This window comes from Actinomyces respiraculi, assembly GCF_014595995.2.
GTDB lineage: Bacteria > Actinomycetota > Actinomycetes > Actinomycetales > Actinomycetaceae > Actinomyces > Actinomyces respiraculi.
Genome location: NZ_CP063989.1, coordinates 14,003 through 39,046 on the forward strand (window position 1 = coordinate 14,003; position 25,044 = coordinate 39,046).

The following is a 25,044-nucleotide window of genomic DNA, read 5'->3' on the forward strand; positions in this document are numbered from 1 at the left end:
CATGCCCCGAAGAACTGATGCAGGTCACGCGCTCACTCAGTGACGGACACCGAGGTGATGACCACGTCCTCAAGGGGGCGGTCACGCGGATCCGTGGTCACCGCGCTGATGGCGTCTACGACCGCGCGGGAGGCGTCGTCGGCAACCGCACCGAAGATCGTGTGCTTGCCCTGCAGCCACTCGGTGGGAGCGGTCGTGATGAAGAACTGCGATCCGTTGGTGCCCTTGCCCATGCGGCGGCCGGCGTTGGCCATCGCCAGGACGTAGGGGGCGGAGAAGGTCAGGGAGGCGTCGATCTCGTCGTCGAAGACGTAGCCGGGACCACCCGTGCCCGTGCCAAGCGGGTCACCGCCCTGGATCATGAAGCCGGGGATGACGCGGTGGAAGATGACGCCGTCGTACAGGGGGGAGGAGGACTCCTCACCCGAACGGGGGTCGGTCCAGCTCTTCGCACCCGTGGCCAGGCCGACGAAGTTGGAGACGGTCTCGGGCGCCTGCTCAGGGAAGAGCTCGAGGCGGATGTCGCCGAGGGAGGTGTGCAGTGTGGCTTCCATGGCGTCATAGTCGCACGGAGGGCGCCCAGGAGCCTGAGAGGGCTGCCAGGTCCAGGCGCATTTCACCGCAGGCAAAACCTCCGCCCGTGTCCGGCCGGTCTTCAGGCGACACACAGGATGAGGTGACACTATGTGGCTCGGGATAATATTGGGCGCCCGCCCGGCCTCACCGACCCGTCCGAGGAGGAGCCATGGAGCTCACCAAGCACGAGATCACCTTCGACACCGACCAGATCCGCAGTGAGGTCGCCGCACTGACCGAATCTCTCGGCGAGCGCGCCGAGCGTGCCGCGAGTCGCGCCGCGGAGTGGGTCGCCCCCGCCGTGGACCGCGCCCGCACCGGTGCGGACCGCCTCGCCAAGGAGGCCGCCGAGGTCGCCAAGGAGGCGCAGGGGCGCATCGAGGTCCTCAGCGAGGACACCCGCTCGCGCGCCGAGCGTGCCGCCTCGGCCGCACGCACGGCGATTGAGGCGCCGGGAACCGTGACGGAGCGGGCCCAGCGCGCTACTGTAGCTGTTGTGAACGCTGCACAGACCCCTGCCCCCCGCAAGTCCCGCCGTGTCCTCAAGACCCTGGGCTGGCTCACCATCGCCAGTGTCGCCGCTGGTGCGGCCTACGTCGTCTGGCGCCGCAGCCAGCCGGTGGAGGACCCGTGGGCCGAGGAGTACTGGGCTGACTCCACAGAGACAGAGGAGGAGGGCTACTGGTCCGACTCCCCCGAGAACGCCGACGCCGAGTGACCCACTCCGCCGGCTGACTGAGCACGGCACTGCTGATCTCTGATCCGTCTGAGCATGACCGAGGGCGCCCCCACTGGGGGCGCCCTCGTGCGTGTGTCTGCGGGGTCACCGCCTGCCGGCGGGCCCGCCCACCTGCGGACCACCCGCGACGGCTGACGGGACCGCGTTGCTCACTTCCAGCGCAGTAGTCCCAGGAAGCCGATCAGTATGACGGCGAAGCCGATGTAGAGGTTGCCGTTGATGAGCCAGTCCGAGCCGTGGTGCTGGGTGAAGTACGGCAGTGGGTAGCGCCCCTGGAACAGGTAGGTGACCACCACCCATAGCAGGCCAACAATCATGAGGCCCACCATCGTGGGTGCGTACCACCTGGGTGAGGAGGTGTCGCGGACCTTCTGCGGCGTGCGCGAGACGCGGTTCGCGGCCGCGCGAGAGGCCTCCAGGTGCTCGCGCTCAGCGGCAGCGGCCTTGGCGGGGTTGCCCGAACGGCTGGGGTCGGTCTTCTTCTTGTCGGCCACGCCGGGCCTCCTCGTCTCATCGTCCATACGTCACCGCGCCCACGTCGTCGGCCGGTGGGCCCGTCGTGGTGCGCTCCGGCGCCCAGCCTAGGCCATCGCCGTCGTCACACCCGCCCCGAGCCGGGACATGGCGCCCACGTGCCGATGGCCGGGCCCCGGGGCTCTACACTGACGGCGCAACCCGTCAGGAGGTCCAGTGGACTTTGTACAGACCCTCAACCGGCCGCGGATGCCTCGTCGGCACGCCTGCCATCATCGGCGCACCTGGTTCGACTACCTGGTGGGAGGCATCGGGGAGCTCCTCATCACCTCCGGCATCGTCATCGCCCTGTTCCTTGTGTGGCAGCTGTGGTGGACGAGCATCGACGCCGTCGAGAGCGCCCAGGCGATCCAGGAGGAATTCGAGACCACCCAGGTCGCCTCACCGCTGATCGCCGGCAAACGCCACACGGAGGACCCGCCGCCCGTCGCGCCCGTCGGCTACGGCGAGACCATCGGGATGCTCATCGTGCCCAAGTGGTACGGCGTGACGAACAACAACATGCCGATCCTCGAGGGCACCGGCGCCGACGTGCTCGACCAGGCCGCCGCGGGTCACTACGACTACACCCAGCAGGTCGGTGAGGTCGGCAACTTCGCCATCGCCGGGCACCGACGCACCAACGGCAACTCCTTCAGGCGCATCGACCTGCTCGAGCCCGGCGACGAGATCATCGTCGCTACCACGGACACCTGGTACGTCTACGTCGTCACCGACTACCAGATCGTCGAGCCCTACGACGTCGAGGTCATCGCCCCCGTGCCGGGTGACCCGACGGCGACGCCCACCCAGCGCATGCTCACGCTCACCACCTGCCACTCCGTGACCACCGGCGAGTGGGGCAACGACCACCGCTGGATCACCCACGCGACCCTGTCCTACTGGATGCCCCGCTCGGAGGGCCGCCCAGAGTCGATCCTCAACGACCCGGAGGTCAACTGATGTACGGATGGATTTGGCGCCACCTGCCCGGCCCGACCTGGCTCAAGGTCATCGAGGTGCTCCTGCTGGCCGCGGGCGCCGTCCTGCTGCTCTTCGAAGTGGTCTTCCCCTGGGCCAACGAGACCTTCCACATCTCCGGGGAGGCGACGGTCTAACGATCAACGCACACAGTCGACGCACAGACGTGAGCAGCCGTGTGAGAGCCCGCCCAAGGGCGTCTCACGTCTCACACGGCTGCTGTCGTGACCGGCAGGCGAGCCCCGGCTGGGCTCAGTGGCCCGACGTCGGCGTCGGCGTGGCGGCCTGGTACTTGCCGAGTGTCACGGTCACGAGGGTGTCCGCGCTGATCGTCGAGCCGGGCGCCGGCGTCACCTCGACGACGAGGCCGTCCTCGTTCTGGTTCGTCGTCGTGCGGGACTGGAAGATCACCTGAGTGAAACCGTCCAGGGCCTGACGGGCCTGCTCCTGCGTCATCCCGCGCACATCGGGCACGGGCAGCGAGGCCGCCTGCCCGGAGCCGACGACGATGGATACGTAACTGCCCAGCTCCACCTGGGAGTCGGCGGCCGGGTCAGAGGACAGGACGAGGTCCTTGTGCTCCGCGTCCGAGTCACCGCGCACGACGTCGCCGACCCTCAGCCCCGCCTTTTCCAGGGCCTGACGGGCCTGTTCCTGCGTGTGGCCGGTCAGGTCCGGGACGGTGGTCTTGCCGGTGGACACGACCAGGCCCACGGACTCGCCGCGCTGGACGGAGGTGCCGGCCACGGGGCTCGTGCGCACCACCTTGTCCTTGGTGATCTTCGGAGAGTCCTCAGCGGTGACCGTGCCGACCTTGAGCCCGGCCTTCTCCAGAGCCTCCTTGGCCTGCTCCTGCGTCATGTCGGAGACGTCGGGCACCTCCACCATCGCCGAGCCGGCCGAGAAGTGCACGGTGATCTCCGTGCCGAGGAGCGCGGAGGTGCCCGCACCCGGCTCGGAGGAGACGGCCTGGCCGGACGGGATGTCGTCGGAGGCGACGTCGGAACCCTTGACGAAGACCAGGCCGACGCTCTCGATGGCCTGACGCGCCTCGGACTCGCTCTTGCCCTTGACGTCGGGGACCGCCGCGGCCGTCGCCGTCGACGTGGGTGCCGGTGTGCTGCCGCCCAGGCGGTCGGTCATGAGCAGACCGATGCCGATGCCCGCGGCGATGAGCAGGGCGACGATGAGGGCCCACACCCACCAGCGCGCGGGGCGCTTGTCCTGCTCCTCGGCGACGGCGTTCTGTGCGGCCGGAGGTGCCGGTGTGGGTGCCGGTGCGGGCGCGGGGGTCGGTGCCGACGCCAGGACGGTGGTGGCGGAGGTCCACGTGTCGACCGCGGGCGCGAGCACCGCGGCACCGCGGGCGGCGGCCAGCAGGTCCGTGCGCATGTGGGCGGCGTCCTCGTAGCGGTCGTCACGGTTCTTCGCCAGCGACTTGAGGACCACCCGGTCCAGAGCCTCGGGCACGTCCGCCGCGACGGACGAGGGCGGGCGCGGGATCTCACGCACGTGCTGATAGGCGATCGCCACCGCCGAGTCCCCCACGAAGGGCGGCTGGCCCGTCAGCAGCTCATAGAGCAGACAGCCCGCCGAGTACAGGTCCGAGCGCGAGTCGACGATCTCTCCACGCGCCTGCTCCGGGGACAGGTACTGGGCGGTGCCGACGACGGCGTGCGTCTGGGTCACCGTGGCCGCCGAGTCCTCGACGGCGCGGGCGATGCCGAAGTCCATGACCTTCACGGCGCCCGTGGAGGTGAGCATGATGTTGCCCGGCTTGATATCGCGGTGGACGATGCCGGCGCGGTGGGAGTACTCCAGGGCGTCGAGCACCCCGGTGACGATCTCCACGGCCTCTGGGATCGGCACGGCCTCGCCCTCGCCCAGCAGCTCACGCACCGTGTGCCCCTCGACGTACTCCATGACGATGTACGGCACGGTGCTCACCGAGCCGTCCGGGCTGGTCAGCTGCTCCTCACCGGAGTCGTAGACGGCGACGATCGACGGGTGGTTGAGCGCGGCCGCGCTCGTGGCCTCACGACGGAAGCGCGCCTGGAAGGTGGGGTCACCGGCGATGTCCGAGCGCAGCAGCTTGACGGCGATGATGCGCGACAGGCGCGTGTCATAGCCGAGGTGGACCTCGGCCATGCCGCCGCGGCCAATGAGCTCGCGGATCTCGTAACGACCCGCGAGGACCTGGGGATGCTGGCCAGTCACAGTGCCTCCTTCAAAGGGGTAGCGGACGTGAGGACGCCGTCACCCAGCACCGCTCGCGCTTGCGCCAGGGTACCTAGGCATAGCGCCAGAACGAGTGTGGTGACGACGGCGAGGACGATCCAGGACCACATCTCAAGACGCAGTCCCAGCAGCCCACGGTCGGTGGAATGACGCCCGGTGGTGCCCGCGGCACGGTGGGTGGTGGCCAGACGTCCGACGGCCGGGACGGTGGGTGTGCCCGGGCGACGCGAGGTGCTGGAGGTGCGGACCGTGCTCGCTTCAGCGCTTGCGGACGTGGCCGCGGTGCCGCGATTGAGCCCTGCGGAGGAGGCCGGGGCGGAGGCCGGGCCCTTACCCGGGTTCGCGGCGGCACGGCCGGTCGCCACCCAGGTGGGGGCCTGGCGCGGGTCCCAGGACTCGGCCGGCAGGTTGACGACGATCCGGTCCAGGCGCCGCGCCACCTCACGGGCCGAGTGCGGGCGCGCCGCGGGCTTCTTCTCCAGCAGGTCCATGACGACCGCACGGACCTCGGGGGGCACCGAGTCAGGCATCGGCGGGACCTCTTGGTTGACGTGCGCGAAGGCGATGTCCACCTGGGTGGCACCCATGAAGGGACGCCGCCCCACGAGCGCCTCGTAGCCGATGACCCCCAGGGCGTACAGGTCCCCGGCCGGCGTGGCCATGCTGCCCATCGCCTGCTCGGGCGCCAGGTACTGGGCCGTGCCCATCACCATGCCGGTGGCCGTCAGCGGGCGCTGATGGGTGCCCGTGGAGATCCCGAAGTCCGTGAGCTTGGCCAGTCCCTCACGGTTGATGAGGATGTTGGAGGGCTTGACGTCACGGTGGACGACCCCCGAGTCGTGCACCACCTGCAGGGCGCGCGCCACCTGTGCGAGCACCGGCAGGATGTCGGCGGGCTGCATGGTGCCCTGCTCGGAGATGATGTCGGCCAGGGCCCGGCCCTGGACGAGCTCCATGATGATCCAGCCCGAGCCGTCCCTCTCCCCGGAGTCCAGGACGACGGCGAGGTTCGGGTGGCGCAGGCCCCGCGAGTTGCGCGCCTCCGCCCGCAGGCGCGACAGGAAGATCTCGTCCCCGGTCAACTCATGACGCAGGATCTTCGCGGCGACGGCGCGTCCCGAGCGCAGGTCGGTGGCCTTCCACACCTCGCCCATGCCGCCCACGGCGATGCGCTCCACGAGTTGGTAGCGGCCCTGGAGCTGCAGGCCGACCTCCGGCCTCATTGGTCCACCGCCGCGTCGATGACTGCCGCCGCGATCGGGCCGGCCACGGAACCTCCCGTGCCGCCGTCGGCGGTCTGCTCCCCGCCGTCAAGGACGACGGCGAGCGCGATGCTCGGGTGCTGCGGGTCCGTCCCCGCGAAGCCGATGAACCAGGTGATTGGGCCGCCGACGTCGGAACCGGTTTCGGCCGTGCCGGTCTTGCCGGCCACGGAAACCCCCGGCACCTGGGCGCTGGACCCGGTGCCCTCAGCAACGGCCTGAGTCATGAGGGAGGCGAGGGTCGCCGCGGTCTGGGTGTTGACGGGTGTGCGCGCCACGCTCGGCGTCGTCGTCGACACGACGTTGAGGTCCGGGTCGAGGGTGCGGGCCACGAGGAAGGGGCTCATCTGCTCGCCGCCGTTGGCGACGGTCGCGGCCACGAGCGCCATCATGAGCGGAGTCACGCGCACCGAGGACTGGCCGATGCCCGCCATGGCGGTCTGTGCGGTGTCGTCGTTGGCCGGGTAGACCGAGGGCGTGACGGCCAGGGGCACGTTCATGCGGGCACCGAAGCCCCAGGCCGCAGCCTCCTGCGCCAGGGCAGCGTCACCCAGGTCCATGGCCATCTGGCCAAAGGGGGTGTTGCAAGACTCGGCGAAGGCGTAGGCGACCGTCACCGTCCCATTGCCGCAGGACTCACCGGCGTAGTTCATGAGCTCATGGCTCGTGCCCGGCAGCGCCAGGCTGTTCGGGGCGGCGACCTCGGTCTCAGGGCTGAGCATGCCCGCGCGCAGGGCCGCGGCGAGGGTGAGGATCTTAAAGGTGGAGCCCGGTGGGTACAGGTCACCGGCAATGGCCCGGTTGGACAGCGGGTTCGCCTCGTCGGCCTGGAGCTGGGAGTAGGCAGCGACGGCGGCGTCGGCGTCGTGGGAGGCCAGCAGGTTCGCGTCGTAGGACGGGGAGGAGACCATGGCGAGAATCGCGCCCGTGGAGGGGTCGAGGGCGACGACGGAGCCCCGGCGTCCGTCCAGGGCGTCCCAGGCGGCCTGCTGGATCTGCGGGTTGATGGTCAGTTCGACCGAGCCTCCCGACAGTGAGCCTCCGGTCACGAGGGCACTGAGCCGTGAGGACAGCAGGGAGGGGTCGTCCCCGTTGAGCACGGAGTTCTCCGCCTGTTCCAGGCCCGTCATGGAGGCGAAGGCCGTGGAGAAGTAGCCCGTGACGTGGGAGTACATCTGACCGCCCAGGTAGAGGCGCTGGTAGGCGTAGGCGTCGTCGACGGGCTGGGAGTCGACGATGACGTTGCCGCCGACGATGATCTGGCCCCGGTCCGTGCCGTACTGGGCGAAGATGGTGCGCGAATTGCGCGGGTCGGTCACGAGCGTGCCCTGCTCGGAGGAGGACTCCCACAGGGCGGGGCGCGACAGGCCTTGGACGGAGGTGATGGAGGCGGCCAGGGCCAGGAACATCACGAGGACCAGGACGGTCATTTGGTGGATCTGACGGTTCACGACCCCTCCTTCGTCCGCGTGGGTGCCGGACTGTGCCCGGCGGCATTCTCGGCGGCGTCCTCAGGACTGTTCTCCTGGGTGTCCGCGTCCAGCACGCTGCGGCGGATCGACGTCGGCAGCTCGGCCGTGTCGATGATCTGCGGTGCGGCCACGGCCGGGCGGCGGGCGGCGTCGGACAGGCGCACGAGCAGCGCCAGGATCACCCAGTTGGCCACAAGGGAGGACCCGCCGTAGGCGAGGAAGGGCGTCGTCAGTCCCGTCAGCGGGATGAGGCGCGTGACGCCGCCGACGACGACGAAGACCTGCAGAGCGATGGTGAAGGACAGGCTCACCGCCAGCAGCTTGCCGAAGCCGTCACGCAGGCGCATGGCCGTGCTCATGCCCCGTTGGACGAGCACGAGGTAGAGCATGAGGATCGCCAGCAGGCCCGTGAGCCCCAGCTCCTCACCCAGGGCCGCGACGATGAAGTCCGAGTTCGCGAAGGTCACGAGGTTGGGGTAGCCCTCGCCCCAGCCCGAGCCCAGCAGGCCGCCCGAGGCCAGGCCGAACAGGCCGGTGACGAGCTGCCAGGAGCCGCCCGGCATGTCGAAGACCTCGGGATCCATGGCGTCGAGCCAGGCGGTCACGCGCTGCTGCACGTGGGACAGGTGGGTGGCGGCGAACCAGGCGGCGGGCGTGAACAGGCCCGCTCCGAGCAGCAGCCAGGAGGGGCGGTCGGTCGCCACGTACAGGGTGACGACGAACAGACCGAAGAGCAGGAGGGAGGAGCCCAGGTCCCGTTGCGCCACGAGCACGAGGATGCTCGCGCCCCACACGACGAGCAGCGGCCCGAGGTGGCGGACCCGCGGCAGGTTGATGCCCAGCACGCGGCGGCCGGCCAGTGCCAGGTTGTCCCGGTTGGCTACGAGGAAGGAGGCGAAGAAGACCGCCAGGAGCACCTTCGTCAGCTCCGCGGGCTGGAAGGACATGGGGCCCACGCGGATCCAGATGCGGGCGCCGTTGACCTCAGTGCCCAGGCCCGGCACGAAGGGCAGGATGAGGAAGAGCAGCCCCCCCCACATCGCCCGCCGGTCCCAGCGGCGCAGCATCCGGTGGTCGCGCACGAGCAGCACGAGGCAGAACAGGAGCACGCCCAGGGCGGTCCACACGGCCTGCTTCGTGCCGTAGTTGTGGATATCGCCGGTGCGCTCGTAGGACAGGTCGAGTCGGTAGATCATCGCCAGGCCCAGGCCGTTGAGAGCCACCGCCACCGGCAGGAGCACCGGGTCCGCCCAGGGGGCCGTGCGCCGCACCCACAGGTGGACAACGAGCGTGACCGCCACGAGAGCGCCTGCCAACGGCAGCACATCGGCGGGTTGGCTGCCCGTGCGGTTGATGGTGGTCAGCACGAAGCCGCCCAGGCCCAGGGCGAGGGCGGCGACGAGCAGCACGGCCTCATCCCAGCGCCCGGACGGATGCCGGGCGGAGGAGACGGCTACGGGAGCGGGACTGGGCACGACCGGCCTCACTGCCCCGTCGGGCCGCTGGTCGGCGAGGGGGACGGGCCCGCCGGGTCTGTCGGCGTCGCCCGGGCCGACGGCGAGGGGGAGACGACCTCACTCGTGTAGCCGACGACCGTCGTGTTGACGTACTCGCGGGCGGCCTCAAGGGAGGGCTGGGAGACCGTCTCCTCCAGGCGCTGGCGCATGCGCTCGTCGAGCTCGGCCAGGGAGGGCTCGGAGTAGGTCTCCACCAGGTGCGACAGGCTCAGCGGCCCCAGGGTCTGTGGGATCCCCTGGAAGATGGCGACCTTCCCGCCGGAGGTGGAGACGTAGAACTGCGTCTGCGTCCACCGGTAGCCCAGGACAAGAGCGCCGGCCAGGGCGACGATGAGGACGAGCGTGCTGAGCACAGCCCGACGGCGCCGGGTGCGGCGCAGGCGGGCATGAGAGTCGGCCAGGGAGGCCAGGGCCTCATCCTCGCGGCTGCGGGAGTCACCCTCCGTGTCCTCCAGGCCGGCGACGAGGGCGGCGGCCTTGGCGGCGGGGGTGCGGGGCCCGTCCTCCGGCTCGGCGGCGCGCTCGCGGTGCCGAGCGGCGGAGCCGACCACCTGGGCACCCGTCTGGGCGGGTGCGTCCGTGTCCACGACGTCGAAGATGACCGCGGTGATGTTGTCCGGGCCCCCGGCGCGCTCGGCCAGGTTGATGAGCTCGTCCGCTGCGGCCCCCGGGTCGGCGACGCGCGTGAGGACGTCCTTGATGGTGTCGGCGGAGACCGGGCCGCTCAGGCCGTCCGAGCACAGCAGCCAGCGGTCGCCGGGGACGGCCTCACGGATCGACTCGTCGAGCTGGACATCGCCCTCCGCGTCACCCAGGACGCGCAGGAGCACCGAGCGCTGCGGGTGCTCGCGGGCCTGCTCGCGGGTCAGTCGCCCGGTCTCGACGAGGTACTCGACGAAGGTGTGGTCGGTGGTGACCTGGGTGAGCTCGCCCTCGCGCAGGAGATAGGCGCGCGAGTCGCCCACGTGGACCATGGCGAGCTTGTTGCCGCTGCGCATCACCGCGATGCAGGTGGTGCCCAGGCCCGCCAGGGCGGGGTCGGAGGCCGAGCGGGACATGAGGTCCTGATGGGCGTCCTGCACGGCGGTACGCAGCAGGTCCAGCAGCTCGCCGGCCTGGTGGGAGTCGGCGTCGAGGGGGCTGAGGTGGTCAATGGCGACGGCGGAGGCGATGTCCCCGCCGGCGGGGCCGCCCATGCCGTCGCACAGGACCATCAGGTGCGGCCCGGCGTAGCCGGAGTCCTGGTTGGAGGCGCGCACGAGCCCGACGGAGGAGCGGGCGGCGTATCGCAGGGAGGTGGTCATGGGCGCAGCTCCAGGGTGGTCTGGCCGATCCGCACGGGCTCACCCACGGGGAGCTCGACGGTGCCCCTCACCGGGCGGCCGCCGACCATGGTGCCGTTGGTTGAACCGAGGTCCTCCAGCCACCAGGCCCCGTCCTTGGGGAAGACCCGGGCATGGCGTGACGAGGCGTAGGAGTCCTCCAGGACGAGCGTGCACGAGGGTGAGCGGCCGATAGTGATGGACGTTGGGGTGAGTGGGACGGTGGAGCCTGCCAGGGGGCCCTCGGTGATGACCAGGCGCGTCGCGCCACGGCGGCGACCCGTGGGGGCCGCCTGGGTGGTGCCGCTTTCACGCCGTCGGCTTGCCGGAACCGCGCTGGCCACGTCCTGGCGCAGGGCACGCACGATGAGCAGCACGAAGACCCACAGCAGGGCGAGGAAGCCGAGCCTGGCGGCGGTGAAGGCGAGCGCGCTCACCCGTGCGCCTCGGCTCCGTGGGTGCCGTCCCAGAACATGATGCGGGTGCGCCCCACCGTGAGGGTGTTGCCGTCCAGGAGGGTGGCGGCGTCGATGCGGTGGCCCTCGACGAAGGTGCCGTTGGTGGAGCCGAGGTCCGTGGCGATGGCGTGGCCCTGGGTGAGGCGGATCTCGAGGTGGCGGCGCGAGACGCCGGAGTCGTCGACGATGATGTCCGCCTCCGAGCCGCGTCCGATGATGGTGACCGGGCCGGTGAGCAGGTAGTGCTGGCCGTCGACGTCGAGGATCGGGGTGGAGGGGGTGGGGGCGGCCGCAGCGGCCGGGGCAGCCGCGCCGCGGCGCGTGGAGGAGTCGATCTCGATGGCGGGGGCGGTCAGGGTCTGGTCGGGGAGGAAGGAGACCTCCACAGGCCCGACGAAGGAGTAGCCCTGCTCGGCGGCGTGGGAGGTGAGGACCTCCACCATCTGACGCACCATCTCGTCGCCGCCCCAGGCGTTGATGCGCTCGATGTCGGAGGGGGCCAGGTGCACGAGGAAGACGTTGGGCACGACCGAGCGGTCGCGTGCGAAGGCGGCAGCACGTTTGTCCATCGTCTCGCGGAGCTTGGAGGCGATCTCGATGGGTTCGACGTCGTTGGAGAAGCGGGACATTGCGCGCCCGGCGACGTTCTCGACGCCCTTCTCGAACCTGTCAAGGAACCCCATGTTCCTCTCCTCCCTGTTGTGCCGACACGTAAGGCACGGACCGGCCGCGCCCATCGTAACGGTTGAGGCACGGACGGTGGGGAGGCTGGGTGGCGTCATGCTGCGGGAGAAGGGCAGGGCCGGGGCAGGCGTCCAGGTGACGGGTCTCACCGTGGCGGCTGCGGGACAGGATTGGACGCGGGGGCGCTGCGGCCGCTATCGTCGTTCTCGCTTCTCGCGCGAGTGGCGGAATTGGTAGACGCGCACGGTTCAGGTCCGTGTGATCTTACGATCATGGGGGTTCGAGTCCCCCCCCGCGCACGAGTCGGGCCCGGGCTGGTTTCCCAGCCCGGGCCTTCGTCGTCGGAACGCTCCGTGACAGCTGCGTTCAGCAAGCGCTCAGCAGCAGCGGGCCTGGACGTTGTCCTCGTCGAAGTCCGCCTTGGCCCGCCACCACTGGCGCTGCGTCATCGGCTCGCACTCGGGGTGCTCGCGGCGATGCCGCTCGACGTAGCGGTCGTAGGCCGACTCGCCCGTGAAGTCCCGCCACAAGGTGCGGGCCTTCGTGAAGCCGCTGCGGATGCGGGCCACTTGCTGCGTCATGGTGTTCTCCGTTCAGTGGTGCGCGTGCGCGCGCCCAGGAATGAGGGCGGGGTCGCCCAGGACCTCGTAGTCCGCGACCAGCTTCTTCTCCAGCGGGGTGGCGAAGAGGTGCTCGGGGGCGTAGAAGTTCGACTCCTGGTAGGGATCCTCAGATGTCGTCGTGTCCTTGGCTCGCACCGCCTTGATCATGGTGACGGCTGCGCAGACCATGACGAAGGCGACGAGCACAAGGAAGATGACGCTGAGCGTGCCCTGGATCATCGTGTTGCGGATGATCGCGTTCTGGATGGAGATTGCCTCGGGGTCGGTGAGGGTCCCCACCAGCGCCCTGGCATCGCGCCACTGCTGGAAGTATCCCACCCGCGAGTCCGTCGAGAAGATCTTCTGCCACGAGGCGGTGAAGGTGACCACCGTGTCGAAGACCAGCGGAATCGCCGGGATCCACGCGTGCTTGAGGTAACCCTTGCGCACGACCACTACCAGGCACACCAGCAGGGCGATGGCCGCGATGAGCTGGTTGGCGATACCGAACAGCGGGTAGAGGGTCTGGATTCCACCGCGCGGGTCGGTGACGCCCATGAGCAGCATCGAGCCCCAGGCGGACACGACGGCGGCGGTTGTCGCCCACGCGCCCACGTGCCAGGAGGGGTCGCGGAACTTGGGCCAGATGTTGCCCAGGGCGTCGCCGAGCTGGAAGCGGGCCACACGGGTCACCGCGTCCACGGCCGAGAGGATGAACAGCGCCTCGAACATGATGGCGAAGTGGTACCAGAAGCCCATCATGGCCCTGCCTCCACCGATCTGGTGCAGGATGTGCGACATGCCGACCGACAGGGTCGGGGCGCCGCCGGTGCGGGAGACGATGCTCGGCTCGCCGACGTCGGAGGCGACCTGGCGCAGGGCGTCGGCACCGGTGTACGTCGTCGGGTTGCCCTGCTCGTCCCAGGACTCCCACACGGGCACGAGCGACTCGCCGTGCGCGTCGGTCACGCCCAGGTTCGCCACGGCCTGAGCCGCGACGTCCTCACGGTCAGCGGCGGCGGCCACCACGTCGGACCCGGCCAGCGCGTCCATGGTGGCGGCCGAGGTGTTCATGGAGAAGTAGATGCCGGGGGACAGCGAGACGGCTGCGGCCAGCGCCATGATGGCGACGAAGGACTCCATGAGCATGCCGGCGTAGCCGATCATGCGCACCTGGGTCTCCTTCTGGATCATCTTCGGGCTCGTGCCCGAGGAGACGGTCGCGTGCATACCCGACAGGGCACCGCAGGCAATGGTGATGAACAGGAAGGGGAAGAGCGTGCCGGCGAAGACCGGGCCCTTGGTGTTGAGGGCGAACTCGGAGACCGCGGCCATCTCCACGACGGGGCGCACGATGATGATGCCGGCCGCCAGGATGACGATGGTGCCAACCTTCATGAAGGTCGACAGGTAGTCGCGCGGGGTGAGCAGGACCCACACGGGCAGGACCGCGGCGAAGAAGCCGTAGACGATCATGCACCACACGAGGACGGTGGGAGACAGGTGCAGGTACTCACCGAAGGGGGACTCGGCGACCCAGCGGCCGGCGATGATGACGCCGATGAGGATGATGAATCCGGCGATGGAGACCTGGGTGATCTTGCCGGGCTGGACGAAGCGCAGCCACAGTCCCATGCCGACGGCGATCGGGATCGTCATGCCGACGCTGAAGACACCCCAGGGGGACTCGGCGAGCGCGTTGACGCAGACCATCGCGAGGACGGCGAGCACGATCATGAGCATGACGAAGACGACGATGGTGGCGACGGTGCCGCCGATCTTGCCGATCTCGTCGGTCGCCATCTGGCCCAGGGAGCGCCCGCCGCGGCGCATGGAGAAGAACAGGACGAGCATGTCCTGGACCGCTCCGGCGACGACGACGCCGAGGATGATCCACAGCGTGCCCGGCAGGTAGCCCATCTGAGCTGCGAGCACGGGGCCAACGAGGGGTCCGGCACCGGCGATGGCGGCGAAGTGGTGGCCGTAGAGGACGACGCGGTGCGTGGGGTCGAAGTCGCGGCCGTTATTGATGCGCTCGGCCGGTGTGGCGTTGGAGTCGTCGGGCCGCATGATCGTGCGCTGAATGTAGAGCGCGTAGAAGCGGTAGCCGATGGCGTAGGTACACACGGCGGTGACGACGAACCAGATGGTGTTGACGCTCTCGCCGCGGGCAATGGCCAGCATGTACCAACCGAGAACGCCGACAGCCGTGATGCCCACCCATAGGGCGATCGACTTCGGGGTCCACGTGTGGTGGGGCTTGATTCCGACGGCGACGCCGTGCTTGTTGCGGATGATGAGCCGCTCTTCCTCAGGGGTGTACGAGGAAGGAGCCGACTGTTCCTTTGTGTCCATGAACGAGCCTTCTTAGGGTAGGAAGCCACATCGTTGGGGTATAAGACACACTAGCCCCAAAGAGACAATGCCGTAAGGGATGTCAGAACAATAGGTGAGATTAGCGTCGCTTAGGAGCCGACGGCGACATCCGCCTGGTCCTGAGCATGCGGCGTCATGACCGGCAGCGCCGACCACGGGAAATTGATCCACTTGTCCGTCTCACGCCAGCAGTAGTCCGGCGTCAACACCGAACGCGGCTTGCGGTAGATGACCGCGCTGCGCGCGTCCACCGCAATCGTCTCATCACCCAGGTCCAGGCCCTCGTGACGCAGCATCTCCATCACCATCTTGAGGGTCTTGCCCGAGTCGGCGACGTCGTCGACCACGAGGACCTTCTTGCCCGGCAGCTCGGAGGCGTCCATGAGCGGAGGCAGAATGACCGGCTCCGGCAGGGTCTGGCCGACACCCGTGTAGAACTCGACATTCATCGCCCCCATCGCCTTGATCCCGATGGCGTAGCCGATCGCGCCGGCTGGGATGAGGCCACCGCGGGCGATGGCGATGATGAGGTCCGGCATCCAGCCGGAGGCGACGATCTGCTCGCTCAGCTCACGCTCGGCCCGGCCGAACAGCTCCCAGGTGAGCTCCTCCCGCTCAGGGGCGGCGTCCGAGGTGGCGCCGTCGTCGAAGGGCATGCGGGTGGTGGGGGTGCTGCTCGCGTCGCTCACCCGCCAGAGGGTAATGGCCGACGGCGCCCCCACCCAACCCGGCGCACCCCAGCACACCCCCGGCACATCCCCGACGCAGCAGTGCAGGTGCGGGAGGCCGGGGTGGGCGGCGAGCACCACGGCCGGGCAGTGCGCCGGGGCACTGAAGGCGTCACAGGACCTGGCTAGCCTGGGCGCGTGCCCGACCTCCTGACCCCCATCACCGACCTGCTGGCCGCCGTGCCCCTGCTCACCGTCTTCCTCGTCATCGGGCTCGGCACCGCCGTCGGACACATTCCCTTCGGACCCATCCGCTTCGGTGCCGCCGGCGCCCTGTTCGTCGGCCTCGCCGTCGGCGCCCTCGACCCCCGCCTGGGCCAGGACCTGGGCCTGCTGCGCAGCCTGGGACTGGCCCTGTTCTGCTACACCGTGGGCCTGGCCGCCGGCAACACCTTCTTCCGCGACCTGACGCGCCAGCTGCCCCTCATGAGCCTGGCCGTCGGCGCCCTCGTCCTGGCCGGTGGCGCCGGGGCCCTCTACTCCCAGCTGGTCGGCGTCAGCCCCGCCATGGACGCGGGCGCCTACGCCGGCGCTCTCACCTCCCCCGTGCTCGACGCCGCCATCGAGGCCGCCGGAACCCAGGAACCCGCCGTCGGCTACGCCCTGGCCTACCCCGTGGGCGTCGCCGTCGCCATCCTCGTCGTCGCCCTCATCATCCAGCGCGATTGGCCCGCCGCACGCGACCCCCGACCCGCCAGCGCCGACGGCATCACCGCCACCAGCGTCCACCTCCTGCGCCGCGTCCGGCTCGACGAGATGGAGGCCTTCCAGCGCGCCCGCATCCGCATCTCCTACCTCGAGCGCGACGGCGACACCCGCGTCGCCGCCCCCGGCGAGGAGCTGTTGCCGGGGGACAAGGTCGTCGTCGTCGGCTCCCCGACGGCGGTCGAGGAGGCCGTCCACGAGCTCGGCTCCGGACTCAACCGCTGCCTGGCCAAGGACCACAGCGTCGTCGACCACCGGCGCCTGACCGTCTCCTCCACCCGCGTGGCCGGGCGCACCATCGGCGAGCTCGACATGCCCGGCCGCTTCCAGGGCGTCATCACCCGCGTCAAGCGCGGCGACCTCGACCTGCTCGCCCACGACGACCTCGTCCTCGAGCTCGGCGACCGCGTCCTGGCCGTCGTGCCCTCCGACGAGCTGGAGAGGGCCGCCGACTACTTCGGCGACTCCGAGCGCTCCATCGCCCAGATCGATGCCTTCAGCGTCGGCCTCGGCATGGCCCTGGGCGTGCTGGTCGGCCTGGTCGCCCTCCCCCTGCCCGGCGGCCTGACCCTCAGGCTGGGCGTCGCCGCCGGGCCGCTCGTCGTCGGCATGGTGCTCGGGCGGCTGGGGCGCTCCGGCCCCTTCCTGTGGGGCCTGCCGCACGCCGCCAACGCCACCATCCGCCAGCTCGGCCTGCTGTTCTTCCTCGCGGCCATCGGGCTCGCCTCCGGCCCGGACTTCGCGGCCGCCGCCTTCTCGCTCACCGGCCTCGCCGTTGGGGGCCTGGCCGCACTCATCGTTCTGGTCAACGCCGCGGTGCTGCTCACCGGGGCGCGACTGGCCGGCGTGAGCGCGGTCCGCGCCGCCGGCGGCTTCGCCGGACTCGTCGGCCAGCCCGCGATCCTCGTCTTCGCCCTGTCCAAGCGCGACGATGAGCGCGTCGAGGCCGGTTACGCCACGCTCTTCGCCCTGGCCATCGTCGTCAAGATCGTCATGGTCCAGGTGCTCGTCGCGTTGTAGCGGCAGGTGCATGATTGGATTGGATGGTGAGCACCCCCTCCTCATCGTCCCGGCCCGCCCTCGCCGCCGGATGGCCCGGCATCATGCTGTGCGCGGCGGTCGCCGCCGTGGCCACCGCTGTCAACACGGCCGTCCCCCTCGTCTCGGCCATGCTCATCGCCATCCTCGTCGGGCTGCTCCTGCGCAACCTGGGCCTCGTCCCCGCCCTCGCCGAATCCGGCCTCAAGATCACCGCCCGCACGGTGCTGCGCGCCGGCGTCGTCCTGCTCGGCCTGCGCCTGTCCGTGCCGGCCGTGCTCTCGCTCGGATGGGGGGCCATCGGCGTCATCGTCGCCACTGTCACCTGCGTCTACCTCGCGACCCTGTGGGCCGGGCGGCTGCTCGGCGTCCCGCGCGCCACGACCATCCTCACCGCCACCGGCACGGCCATCTGTGGGGCCGCCGCCGTAGCCGGCATGAGCGCCGTCCTGCGGGCCGACGACGAGGAAGCCGAGAGCGTGGAGGAGGCAGCCGCCACCGCCATCGCCTCCGTCACCCTCTTCGGCACCGTCGCCATCCTCGTCCTGCCCCTGCTGGTCAGTGCGCTCGGCCTGGGCGCCGTGCCCGCCGGCGTGTGGGTGGGCGCCGGCGTCCACGAGGTCGGCCAGGTGGTGGCGGCGGCCGGACTGGTCTCCACGGCCGCGCTCGACGTCGCCGTCGTCGCCAAGCTGGGGCGGGTGGTTCTGCTCGCCCCGCTCGTCGCGATTGTGGGCGTCCTGGAGACCCGCCGGGCCGCACGGCTGGTGGCCCAGCGCACGGCGGCCGAGGAGGTCGGCCAGGTCCTGCGCGGAGAGAGCGTCACCCACCGTGCGAGCACGCCCGTCGTGCCGCTCTTCGTCCTGGGCTTCCTCGCCGCCGTCGTGCTGCGCTCCCTGCTGGAGGGCAGTATCCCCGCAGGCGTCTTCAGCGGGGTGGACGTCGTGGCGAGCTTCCTGCTGACGATGGCGATGTGCGCCATGGGCGCCGGGGTCAACCTGCGCCGTCTGGCGCGCTCAGGCGGTCGCGCCCTGCTGCTCGGTGCGCTCGCGGGGGTGGTGGGCGCGCTGGTGCCGCTGGTGGGCGTCCTGGTGCTCGTGGCCTGAACGCCCGCCTGGCGGCCCGTCCGAACCGCCCGCCGGAACTGCGCCTCCTGAGCGCCCGCCGGGACCGCGCCCGTCTGACCGCCCACCCGAACTGCAACTCCTGACCGCTCGCCGGGGCCGCGGGGCGGCGTCGGGCGGCCGAGTGCTTGCAGGTCTGGCCGGCGACGGTCAGCCGGTGGGTGGGGTGCTGCCATTTGGACCACCTACTGCCATTTGGACCACCTGCCGTCGTTTGGACCACCTACGGACGCGTCTGGGGTGGTCCGAACGACCGAAGGTGGTCCGAACGACCGAAGGTGGTCCGAATTGATCAATGGCGGTCCGCGCTGAGCGCGCAGCGGGCCAAGGACCGGGACCCTGGCCGCAAGGGCACGGGCCACTGGCGGCTACCGGTTGCCTGCACCACACCACCGACGCGCACTCGCGCCTGGTCTACTGCGAGGTCCTGGACGACCAGACCACGCCAGCCACGTCCACAACCCCACGGGGAAGTACACCTAGCCTGAGGGCATGCTCGTTGCCTTCTCCGTGTCCCCCACCACCACCGACGCCCCCGACGGCTCCGTCTCCGAGGCCGTGGCCGCCGCCGTGCGCGTCGTGCGCGACTCCGGCCTGCCCCACGAGACCACCGCCATGTTCACCACCCTCGAGGGCGAGTGGGACGAGTGCATGGATGTCGTCAAGCGCGCCTGCCAGGCCGTGGCCGCGGTGAGCCCGCGCGTCGCGCTCGTGCTCAAGGCCGACATCCGCCCCGGCTGGCAGGGCCAGCTGAGCGCGAAGGTCGAGCGCATCGAGCAGCACCTGCGCCGCGGCTGAGCCGGGCCCCGCAGTGTCCGGCTGTCAGTCAGCGCCCAGCCGTCAGCGCAGCACGGCCAGGACGACGGCGGCCGAGCGAGCCGCCGCCTCATCGGCACCGATGTGGAAGTCCTGCCCGGCCTCGGGCCCGCACAGGTCGCTGACCCCGCGCACCGAGAGGAACGCGATGGCGTGGGCGTGCGCGACCTGCGCGACGGCGGTGGTCTCCATGTCCGTGCTCACCGCCTGCGGGAAGAGCTCGCGCGTGGCGCCCACATTCGTGGCGGTGACGAAAGAGCCCCCCGCGAGCATCTGGCCCACGTGCACCCGCGAGGCGCCCGAGGTCGCGGTCGCCTGGAGCAGTGCGGCCTCGCCCACCTCGCGCACGCGTGCGACCAGGGCGTCGTCGGCGGTGAAGACGGCCGGCTGACCCGGCGTCTGGCCCAGGGCGTAGCCGAAGGCGGTGGCGTCGACGTCGTTGTAGGCCGCCTGGGTGCAGGCGCACACGTCACCGACCTCAACGGTGCGGGCGAGCCCCCCCGTGGTGCCGGCCGAGACGATGGCCTCGGGGGTGACCTGGGTCAGGGTGGAGGCCAGGGCGCTCGCGGCGGCGACCAGGCCGATGCCGCAGCGCAGGAGGACGAGCTCGCGCCCGTCGAGGTTGAGGGACCAGGCCTGCGCGCGCCCGGGCAGCTCGACGGCGGGCGCCTCCGCCCGCGCGGGCAGGGCGTGGAGGAAGGGCTCGGCCTCCTCCTGCATGGCGACGACGACGAGGGCGGCGACCGGTCGGGGGCTCAGGCTCATGCTTCGAGCCTAAAGTGCCCTCGCCCAACTTCTCGCCCAACTCCTTGATCTGCTCTCGAACGTACGGCGATTCACCGTTTACGTTCGAGAGCAGACCGAGGAGTTCGAGGGGGGTTAGTCGGGGATGACGACGTCCCACGTCTCGCGCTCGGCCAGGAAGGCGCGCACCGCCTCCTGCGCCTCGGCCAGGGAGTGGTTCGCCCCCCAGCCGCACTGGACCTCGTTCGCCGCCGGCACCTGCCCGGCCTCCAGCACGTCACGGAAGGTCACCTCGAGCAGCGCCGCGAACTCCTGCGGCTCGACGCCGAGGGTCAGGGCGTAAAAGCCCGTCTGGCAGCCCATCGGCGAGAAGTCGATGAGCCGGTCCGTGTGGTTGCGCATGAGCTCGGCCGTCAGGTGCTCGATGGAGTGCACGGCCCGCATCCCCAGGTGCTCGACATTGGGCTGGCAGAAGCGCACGTCGTACTTGACGAGCTCATCCCCACCGGGCAGGCGCTTGCGGTCCGCCACCCGCACGAAGGGCGCACGAACCTTCGTGTGGTCGAGGTTGAAGGACTCGACGTTCATCCGGGGGCCATCGGTCAGGGTGTGCGACTCGTTCTGCTCGCTCATGGCCCCAGGGTAGGCGGGTGACAGGGCAGGATGGGGGCGTGCCCGACACCCACGCCCAGGCCGAACCGCCCGCCCCGACCCGCCGTCGGCTGGCCCGCTACGTCCTCGGCGCCCCCGACGCGCCGACCCTCGTCTACCTCCACGGCATCACCTCCAGCGCCGCCAGCAGCTCGGAGGCCCTCGAGCACTGGGCCGCAGCCGGCTACCGGGTCATCGCCCTCGACGCCCGCGGGCACGGCCTGTCGCCCCGCTGGAGCCAGGAGGAGCTGTCCGACGCCGGCGCCATCCTCACCGACGACCTCCTGCAGGCCCTCACCGACCTCGCCCAGGAGAGCCACGCCCGGCGCAGTGCCGACCTGCCGGTCGCCGCGGCCCGCCCCGTCGTCGTCGGACACTCCATGGGGGCCGCCACCGCCATGGTCGCCGCCACCCGACGTCCCGACCTGCTTGGCGGCGTCGTCCTCATCGACCCCGCCCGCTACGGCACCCGCGGCCCCGAGGAGCTGCGCGCCCGCGGCGCCGCCCGGGCCCGGATGCGCGGCCGGGACCTGGCGGACCTGCCCGCCGCCCTCGCCCGGATCCTGTCCGACGACGAGGTGCCCGAGACCGAGGCCGTGGCAGGAGTCTGGGCGCAGCAGCACACGGACCCCGCACTGCTGGTCACCGGCGTCGTCGCCCCAGAGGCCGAGTGGGAGCAGGCCATGGCGACGCTCGCGGTGCCGACCCTGCTGGTGACCGGCGACCGCCCGGGCTCGGCCCGCGTGGGCACCGAAGGCCTGGCGCTCCTTGGCCGCCTGGGTAACCCGTGGATCGAGACCGCCCTTGTGCCCGGTGCCGGTCATGACGTGCGCCGCTGCGATCCGCAGGCCTTCCACCGGGTGGTCGACCCCTGGCTGCGCCGCTACCTGGGCGCCTGACCGTCCGCTGTCACGCCTGTCACGCCGGGGTCCCACCGGGGCCGGGGTCCGGCGAGAACGGGCGCCGGAACCATGACGCACCTGTGATCAACCGCATAAGATCATCCTGCCCCGGCAGTGAGGCCGGGAATCCCGTACCCCGACGACGGGGCCCAGGAAGGAAGACCATGCCGACGCCGTCCGTGCGCCGTTCCAGGCCAGCCGCCGTGCGCGATCGCCGCGCCGCCGCCTCCCGTCCCGCGCGCAGAGAGCCCCTGAGCACGAAGCAGGTGATCGGCCTCATCCTCGGGGGCATCGCCTTCCTCCTGCCGCTCGTCCTCGACGTGCCGGACCTCGACGACATGGGCGAGCGCATGCTCGCGATCTTCCTCCTCGCGATCGTCCTGTGGGTCACCGAGGCCATCCCGCTCGTCGCCACCGCCGTCCTCGTCATCGGGCTCGAGGTCCTGCTCGTGTCCAACCAGGCACTCCTGCCGGTGCCCGAGGACGCCACCGCCTACTCCACGTTCCTCGGGGCGCTCGCCAACCCCGTCATCATCCTCTTCCTCGGCGGCTTCCTCATCGCCGACGGCGCCGCCAAGTACCACCTGGACAAGAACCTCGCGGCCGTCCTCATCAAGCCCTTCACCGGCTCGGCGCGCACCACGGTTCTCGGCCTCATGGTCATCACCGCCCTGCTGAGCATGTTCATGTCCAACACGGCGACCACGGCCACCATGTTCGCCGTCATCATCCCCATCCTCGGTGCCCTGCCCTCCGGCAAGCCCCGCACCGGCCTGGCCCTGTCAATCCCCGTGGCCGCCAACGTCGGAGGCATCGGCACTCCCGTGGGCACGCCCCCCAACGCCATCGCCCTAGGGGCCCTGGCCGAGCGCGGCTACCACATCTCCTTCGCCTCCTGGATGGTCATGGCCGTGCCGCTCATGCTCGTCATCCTCATCGGCGCCTGGCTGCTGCTCATCGCCCTGTTCATCCCCAATGGCCTGGGCATCGAGCTCGACATGAAGGCCTCCTGGGCCACCGACCGCAAGGCCGTGACCTTCTATGTCATCGCCGACTGCGTCATCCTGGCGTGGATGACCGAGTCCCTGCACGGGATCAACGCCAACGTCGTCGGCTTCCTCGCCGTCGTCGCCCTGCTCGTCACCAAGGTCATGGGTGGCGAGGACCTCGGCCGACTGTCCTGGCCGGTCCTGTGGCTCGTCGCCGGTGGTATCGCGCTCGGCGACGGCGTGGGCGCCACCGGCCTGGACGCCTGGATCCTCAGTCTCTTCAACTGGGGCGCTATGCCCGCCCTCGTCGTCGTCATCGTCATGGGGGCCCTGGGCCTGGGCATGTCCAACGTCATCAGCCACTCCGCCGCCTCCAACCTCCTCATCCCACTGGCCATGGGCCTGGCCACCGGCATTGACGGCCTCGAGCCCGTCACCATCGCCGTCGTCCTGGCCCTGGCCTGCTCGCTGGGCATGAGCCTGCCGATCTCAACGCCTCCCAATGCCATCGCCTACGCCACCGGTGAGGTCACCACCGCGGACATGACCAAGGTCGGCATCGTCGTCGGCGTCATCGGCACCGTCCTGCTTGTGCTGTTCATGCCCTCGATCTGGGGCGCCCTGGGGCTGCTATGAGCGGGCCCGACGCGCACGGCGAGCACACCCAGGCCCCGCTCACCGTCGCCGTCATCTCGCCGGGCATGGTCGGCGGGCAGGTGGCCCACGAGGCCGGGCGCTCGGTCGGGGAGGTCGCCAATGTCGAGCGCCTGCACTTCCTCGATGAGCTCGTCGCCCTCGTTGACGGGCCCGAGGCCGAGCGGATCGGCGACGTCGCCGTCATCTTCGCCACCGACGAGGTTGGCCGGCTCGACGACGTCGCCACCGTCCTGGCCGGCCACCACGCCCTGGCCACCGCCCGCCTTGCCCTGCTCACCGAGCGCACCGCCCTGACCGGCATCGGCCACGCCTTCGACACGGACCTTGTGCGCGAGGTCATCGCCGTGCCCTGGCGCCCCGGCGCCATCGAGTCCCGTGCCGCCGCCCAGCTGCGCCGGTGGATGCGCGACAACCGTCCCGGCGACGTCCGACGCCGTCTGCTTGGCGCCGGACGCTCCGCCACGCTCACCCACGCCCCGCTCATCGAGTCCCTGTCCCACTCCACCGACCGGCTCACCGAGGAGTTCATCGACGCCTGCGAGAAGGTCCTGGGCCCCCGCCCGCGCCTCCAGCTGCCCGCCGGGGTGCGCCTGACCCACCAGGGTCAGCCCGTCGACGCCGTCGGCGTCGTCCTGTCCGGCTCCGTTGCCCTGACCCGTGACACCCCCGTCGGCGAGGTCATCCTCCACCACGCCACCACCGGGCGCATCGTCGGCCTTGTGTCCCTGGCCGAGCGCGGCAAGGCCTTCGTCACCGCCACCACCACCACCGACGTCGAGCTCATCCTGCTGTCCATCGAGCAGCTTGACCGCGCCCTGAAGGAGAACCCGGTCACCGAGCAGATCCTTGCCGCCCTGCTCATCTCCTCCCTCACCAAGCGCCTGGCACGCTCCGAGATCCTGCAGGTGGAGAAGATCGAGCTGGCCGCCGCCGTCGAGGCTCAGCGCGTGGCCACCCAGGAGGCCCTGGACGCCCTTGAGCAGGCCCGCCTGGAGCTGCTGGCGCAGGAGCGTTTCGCGACCCTCGGCGAGCTGGCGGCCGGTGTGGCCCATGAGCTCAACAACCCCGTCTCCGCCCTCGAGCGCGCCAACGACCACCTGCGCGCCGACCTCATGACCATCATGTCCACGCACCCGCAGGGCCCCCTCATCCGCGAGTCCGTCATGGCGGCACTCAGCCGCTCCGCGGTCTCCACCCGTGATGAGCGCGCCGCCCGCCGGGCCCTGGAGAAGGTCGTCGGGGACCGCGAGCTCGCCCGGCGCCTGGTCAGCCTCGGCATGGACGCGGACACCCCCCACGAGGAGGTGCGCGCCCTCGTCGCTGATCCGGCACGCCTGGAGGTGGCGCTCGCGGCCGCCTCCATCGGCCGCGAGGAGCGCAACGTGCGCACCGCCACCGAGCGCGTGCGCAGACTGGTGTCCTCCCTGTCCACCTATGTGCGCCCCGAAGGGGAGATGGAGCAGGAGGTGGACGTGCGCGAGGTCCTGGAGGACTCCCTCAGGCTCACCGCCCACCGGCTGCGCGGCGTCGAGATCGAGCGCGACTACGACGACGTGCCCACGGTCCCGGGGCGGGCGGGCGAGCTCGCCCAGGTGTGGACCAACATCCTGTCCAACGCCGCGGACGCCCTGACCGGCGCGGTCAAGGAGGCTGAGGCGCAGGGGCGGGAGTTCCACCCGGAGGTGTCCGTCCGGGTGGCGTCCGAGGCGGCGGGGGTGCGGGTCGACGTCGTCGACAATGGTCCCGGCATCGCCCCGGAGACCCTGCCGCGCATCTTTGAGCCGCGTTTCACCACCAACCACGGCAAGGTCCGCTTCGGCCTCGGTCTGGGGATGGGCCTGGCCAAGTCGGTCGTCGACGCGCATGACGGCACGATCGACGTCGATTCCCGTCCCGGTCGCACCCGCGTCCGGGTTGTCCTGCCGACCAACCGGCGCCCAGCGCCCTGACCCA

General features: G+C 70.8%; 23 protein-coding genes and 1 tRNA gene. 10 read left to right on the plus strand and 14 right to left on the minus strand.

The annotated features are described in order from the left end of the window. Positions 1–32 precede the first annotated feature (32 nt). Positions 33–554 carry a peptidylprolyl isomerase gene (locus ID810_RS00060; protein WP_166857458.1) on the minus strand — a complete coding sequence of 174 codons (522 nt, stop codon included), beginning with the start codon at positions 552–554 and terminating at the stop codon, positions 33–35. Positions 555–745: 191 nt separating this feature from the next. Here ID810_RS00060 and ID810_RS00065 point away from each other — a divergent pair, with 191 nt between their 5' ends. Next, positions 746–1,294, plus strand: coding sequence for a hypothetical protein (locus tag ID810_RS00065; RefSeq protein WP_166857460.1), 549 nt, complete (start codon positions 746–748; stop codon positions 1,292–1,294). Positions 1,295–1,464: 170 nt separating this feature from the next. On the opposite strand, the gene ID810_RS00070 is transcribed toward ID810_RS00065, so the two are convergent. Beyond that, positions 1,465–1,809 carry a cell division protein CrgA gene (locus tag ID810_RS00070; protein ID WP_166857462.1) on the minus strand — a complete coding sequence of 115 codons (345 nt, stop codon included), beginning with the start codon at positions 1,807–1,809 and terminating at the stop codon, positions 1,465–1,467. A gap of 229 nt (positions 1,810–2,038) precedes the next feature. Between ID810_RS00070 and ID810_RS00075 the strand changes: the two genes are divergently transcribed. Together ID810_RS00075 and ID810_RS00080 are read left to right on the plus strand one after the other, a co-directional pair. Beyond that, positions 2,039–2,791 (plus strand): class E sortase, encoded by a 753-nt coding sequence (locus ID810_RS00075; RefSeq protein WP_166857616.1) that lies wholly within the window; start codon positions 2,039–2,041, stop codon positions 2,789–2,791. Further along, positions 2,791–2,946: a hypothetical protein gene (locus ID810_RS00080; RefSeq protein WP_166857464.1), complete on the plus strand. Its 156-nt coding sequence runs from the start codon at positions 2,791–2,793 to the stop codon at positions 2,944–2,946. Before ID810_RS00075 ends, ID810_RS00080 begins: the two co-directional genes overlap by 1 nt. A gap of 115 nt (positions 2,947–3,061) precedes the next feature. On the opposite strand, the gene pknB is transcribed toward ID810_RS00080, so the two are convergent. The 7 genes from pknB to ID810_RS00115 are packed head-to-tail and all read right to left on the minus strand — an operon-like array spanning position 3,062 to position 11,761. Then, positions 3,062–5,026: a Stk1 family PASTA domain-containing Ser/Thr kinase gene (gene pknB, locus ID810_RS00085; RefSeq protein WP_166857466.1), complete on the minus strand. Its 1,965-nt coding sequence runs from the start codon at positions 5,024–5,026 to the stop codon at positions 3,062–3,064. Next, complete coding sequence (locus ID810_RS00090; protein WP_166857468.1) at positions 5,023–6,270, minus strand: serine/threonine-protein kinase; 1,248 nt, start codon at positions 6,268–6,270, stop codon at positions 5,023–5,025. Before ID810_RS00090 ends, pknB begins: the two co-directional genes overlap by 4 nt. Continuing rightward, the gene (locus tag ID810_RS00095; protein WP_166857470.1) at positions 6,267–7,760 is read right to left on the minus strand and encodes a peptidoglycan D,D-transpeptidase FtsI family protein; all 1,494 of its coding nucleotides are present in this window, start codon (positions 7,758–7,760) and stop codon (positions 6,267–6,269) included. Before ID810_RS00095 ends, ID810_RS00090 begins: the two co-directional genes overlap by 4 nt. Beyond that, positions 7,757–9,256 carry an FtsW/RodA/SpoVE family cell cycle protein gene (locus tag ID810_RS00100; RefSeq protein WP_166857472.1) on the minus strand — a complete coding sequence of 500 codons (1,500 nt, stop codon included), beginning with the start codon at positions 9,254–9,256 and terminating at the stop codon, positions 7,757–7,759. The genes ID810_RS00095 and ID810_RS00100 overlap by 4 nt, the downstream gene beginning before the upstream one ends. 8 nt (positions 9,257–9,264) lie before the next feature. Further along, positions 9,265–10,602 (minus strand): PP2C family protein-serine/threonine phosphatase, encoded by a 1,338-nt coding sequence (locus ID810_RS00105; protein ID WP_166857474.1) that lies wholly within the window; start codon positions 10,600–10,602, stop codon positions 9,265–9,267. Then, the gene (locus ID810_RS00110; RefSeq protein ID WP_166857476.1) at positions 10,599–11,057 is read right to left on the minus strand and encodes an FHA domain-containing protein FhaB/FipA; all 459 of its coding nucleotides are present in this window, start codon (positions 11,055–11,057) and stop codon (positions 10,599–10,601) included. The genes ID810_RS00105 and ID810_RS00110 overlap by 4 nt, the downstream gene beginning before the upstream one ends. Then, positions 11,054–11,761 (minus strand): FHA domain-containing protein, encoded by a 708-nt coding sequence (locus tag ID810_RS00115; RefSeq protein WP_166857478.1) that lies wholly within the window; start codon positions 11,759–11,761, stop codon positions 11,054–11,056. The genes ID810_RS00110 and ID810_RS00115 overlap by 4 nt, the downstream gene beginning before the upstream one ends. Positions 11,762–11,977: 216 nt before the next feature. Between ID810_RS00115 and ID810_RS00120 the strand changes: the two genes are divergently transcribed. Continuing rightward, positions 11,978–12,061 (plus strand) — tRNA-Leu (locus ID810_RS00120). 78 nt (positions 12,062–12,139) lie between these two features. On the opposite strand, the gene ID810_RS00125 is transcribed toward ID810_RS00120, so the two are convergent. The 3 genes from ID810_RS00125 to ID810_RS00135 all read right to left on the minus strand — a co-directional run bounded on the left by ID810_RS00125 (position 12,140) and on the right by ID810_RS00135 (position 15,396). Beyond that, entirely contained in the window at positions 12,140–12,343 is a 204-nt protein-coding gene (locus ID810_RS00125) for a YbdD/YjiX family protein (RefSeq protein WP_166857480.1), read from the minus strand. A gap of 12 nt (positions 12,344–12,355) precedes the next feature. After that, complete coding sequence (locus ID810_RS00130) at positions 12,356–14,719, minus strand: carbon starvation CstA family protein (protein WP_166857482.1); 2,364 nt, start codon at positions 14,717–14,719, stop codon at positions 12,356–12,358. Between the two features lie 110 nt (positions 14,720–14,829). Beyond that, entirely contained in the window at positions 14,830–15,396 is a 567-nt protein-coding gene (locus ID810_RS00135) for a phosphoribosyltransferase (RefSeq protein ID WP_166857618.1), read from the minus strand. A gap of 210 nt (positions 15,397–15,606) precedes the next feature. On the opposite strand from ID810_RS00135, the gene ID810_RS00140 reads away from it, so the two are divergent. The 3 genes from ID810_RS00140 to ID810_RS00150 all read left to right on the plus strand — a co-directional run bounded on the left by ID810_RS00140 (position 15,607) and on the right by ID810_RS00150 (position 19,130). Next, positions 15,607–17,193 carry an aspartate:alanine exchanger family transporter gene (locus ID810_RS00140; protein WP_166857484.1) on the plus strand — a complete coding sequence of 529 codons (1,587 nt, stop codon included), beginning with the start codon at positions 15,607–15,609 and terminating at the stop codon, positions 17,191–17,193. A 23-nt stretch (positions 17,194–17,216) separates the two neighbouring features. Continuing rightward, the gene (locus ID810_RS00145; RefSeq protein WP_166857486.1) at positions 17,217–18,314 is read left to right on the plus strand and encodes a YeiH family protein; all 1,098 of its coding nucleotides are present in this window, start codon (positions 17,217–17,219) and stop codon (positions 18,312–18,314) included. A gap of 510 nt (positions 18,315–18,824) precedes the next feature. Next, the gene (locus ID810_RS00150) at positions 18,825–19,130 is read left to right on the plus strand and encodes a thiamine-binding protein (RefSeq protein WP_166857488.1); all 306 of its coding nucleotides are present in this window, start codon (positions 18,825–18,827) and stop codon (positions 19,128–19,130) included. Positions 19,131–19,172: 42 nt separating this feature from the next. Here the strand turns inward: ID810_RS00150 and mtnN are convergent, their stop codons facing one another. Both mtnN and ID810_RS00160 read right to left on the minus strand, forming a co-directional pair. Continuing rightward, complete coding sequence (mtnN, locus tag ID810_RS00155; RefSeq protein WP_235931539.1) at positions 19,173–19,913, minus strand: 5'-methylthioadenosine/S-adenosylhomocysteine nucleosidase; 741 nt, start codon at positions 19,911–19,913, stop codon at positions 19,173–19,175. 114 nt (positions 19,914–20,027) lie between these two features. Next, complete coding sequence (locus ID810_RS00160) at positions 20,028–20,525, minus strand: S-ribosylhomocysteine lyase (RefSeq protein WP_166857490.1); 498 nt, start codon at positions 20,523–20,525, stop codon at positions 20,028–20,030. Between the two features lie 38 nt (positions 20,526–20,563). Between ID810_RS00160 and ID810_RS00165 the strand changes: the two genes are divergently transcribed. The 3 genes from ID810_RS00165 to ID810_RS00175 all read left to right on the plus strand — a co-directional run bounded on the left by ID810_RS00165 (position 20,564) and on the right by ID810_RS00175 (position 25,040). Further along, entirely contained in the window at positions 20,564–21,442 is an 879-nt protein-coding gene (locus ID810_RS00165; protein ID WP_235931540.1) for an alpha/beta hydrolase, read from the plus strand. 167 nt (positions 21,443–21,609) lie between these two features. Beyond that, positions 21,610–23,070 (plus strand): SLC13 family permease, encoded by a 1,461-nt coding sequence (locus ID810_RS00170; RefSeq protein WP_166857492.1) that lies wholly within the window; start codon positions 21,610–21,612, stop codon positions 23,068–23,070. Then, complete coding sequence (locus tag ID810_RS00175) at positions 23,067–25,040, plus strand: sensor histidine kinase (RefSeq protein WP_166857494.1); 1,974 nt, start codon at positions 23,067–23,069, stop codon at positions 25,038–25,040. Before ID810_RS00170 ends, ID810_RS00175 begins: the two co-directional genes overlap by 4 nt. The last annotated feature ends 4 nt before the right edge of the window (positions 25,041–25,044 follow it).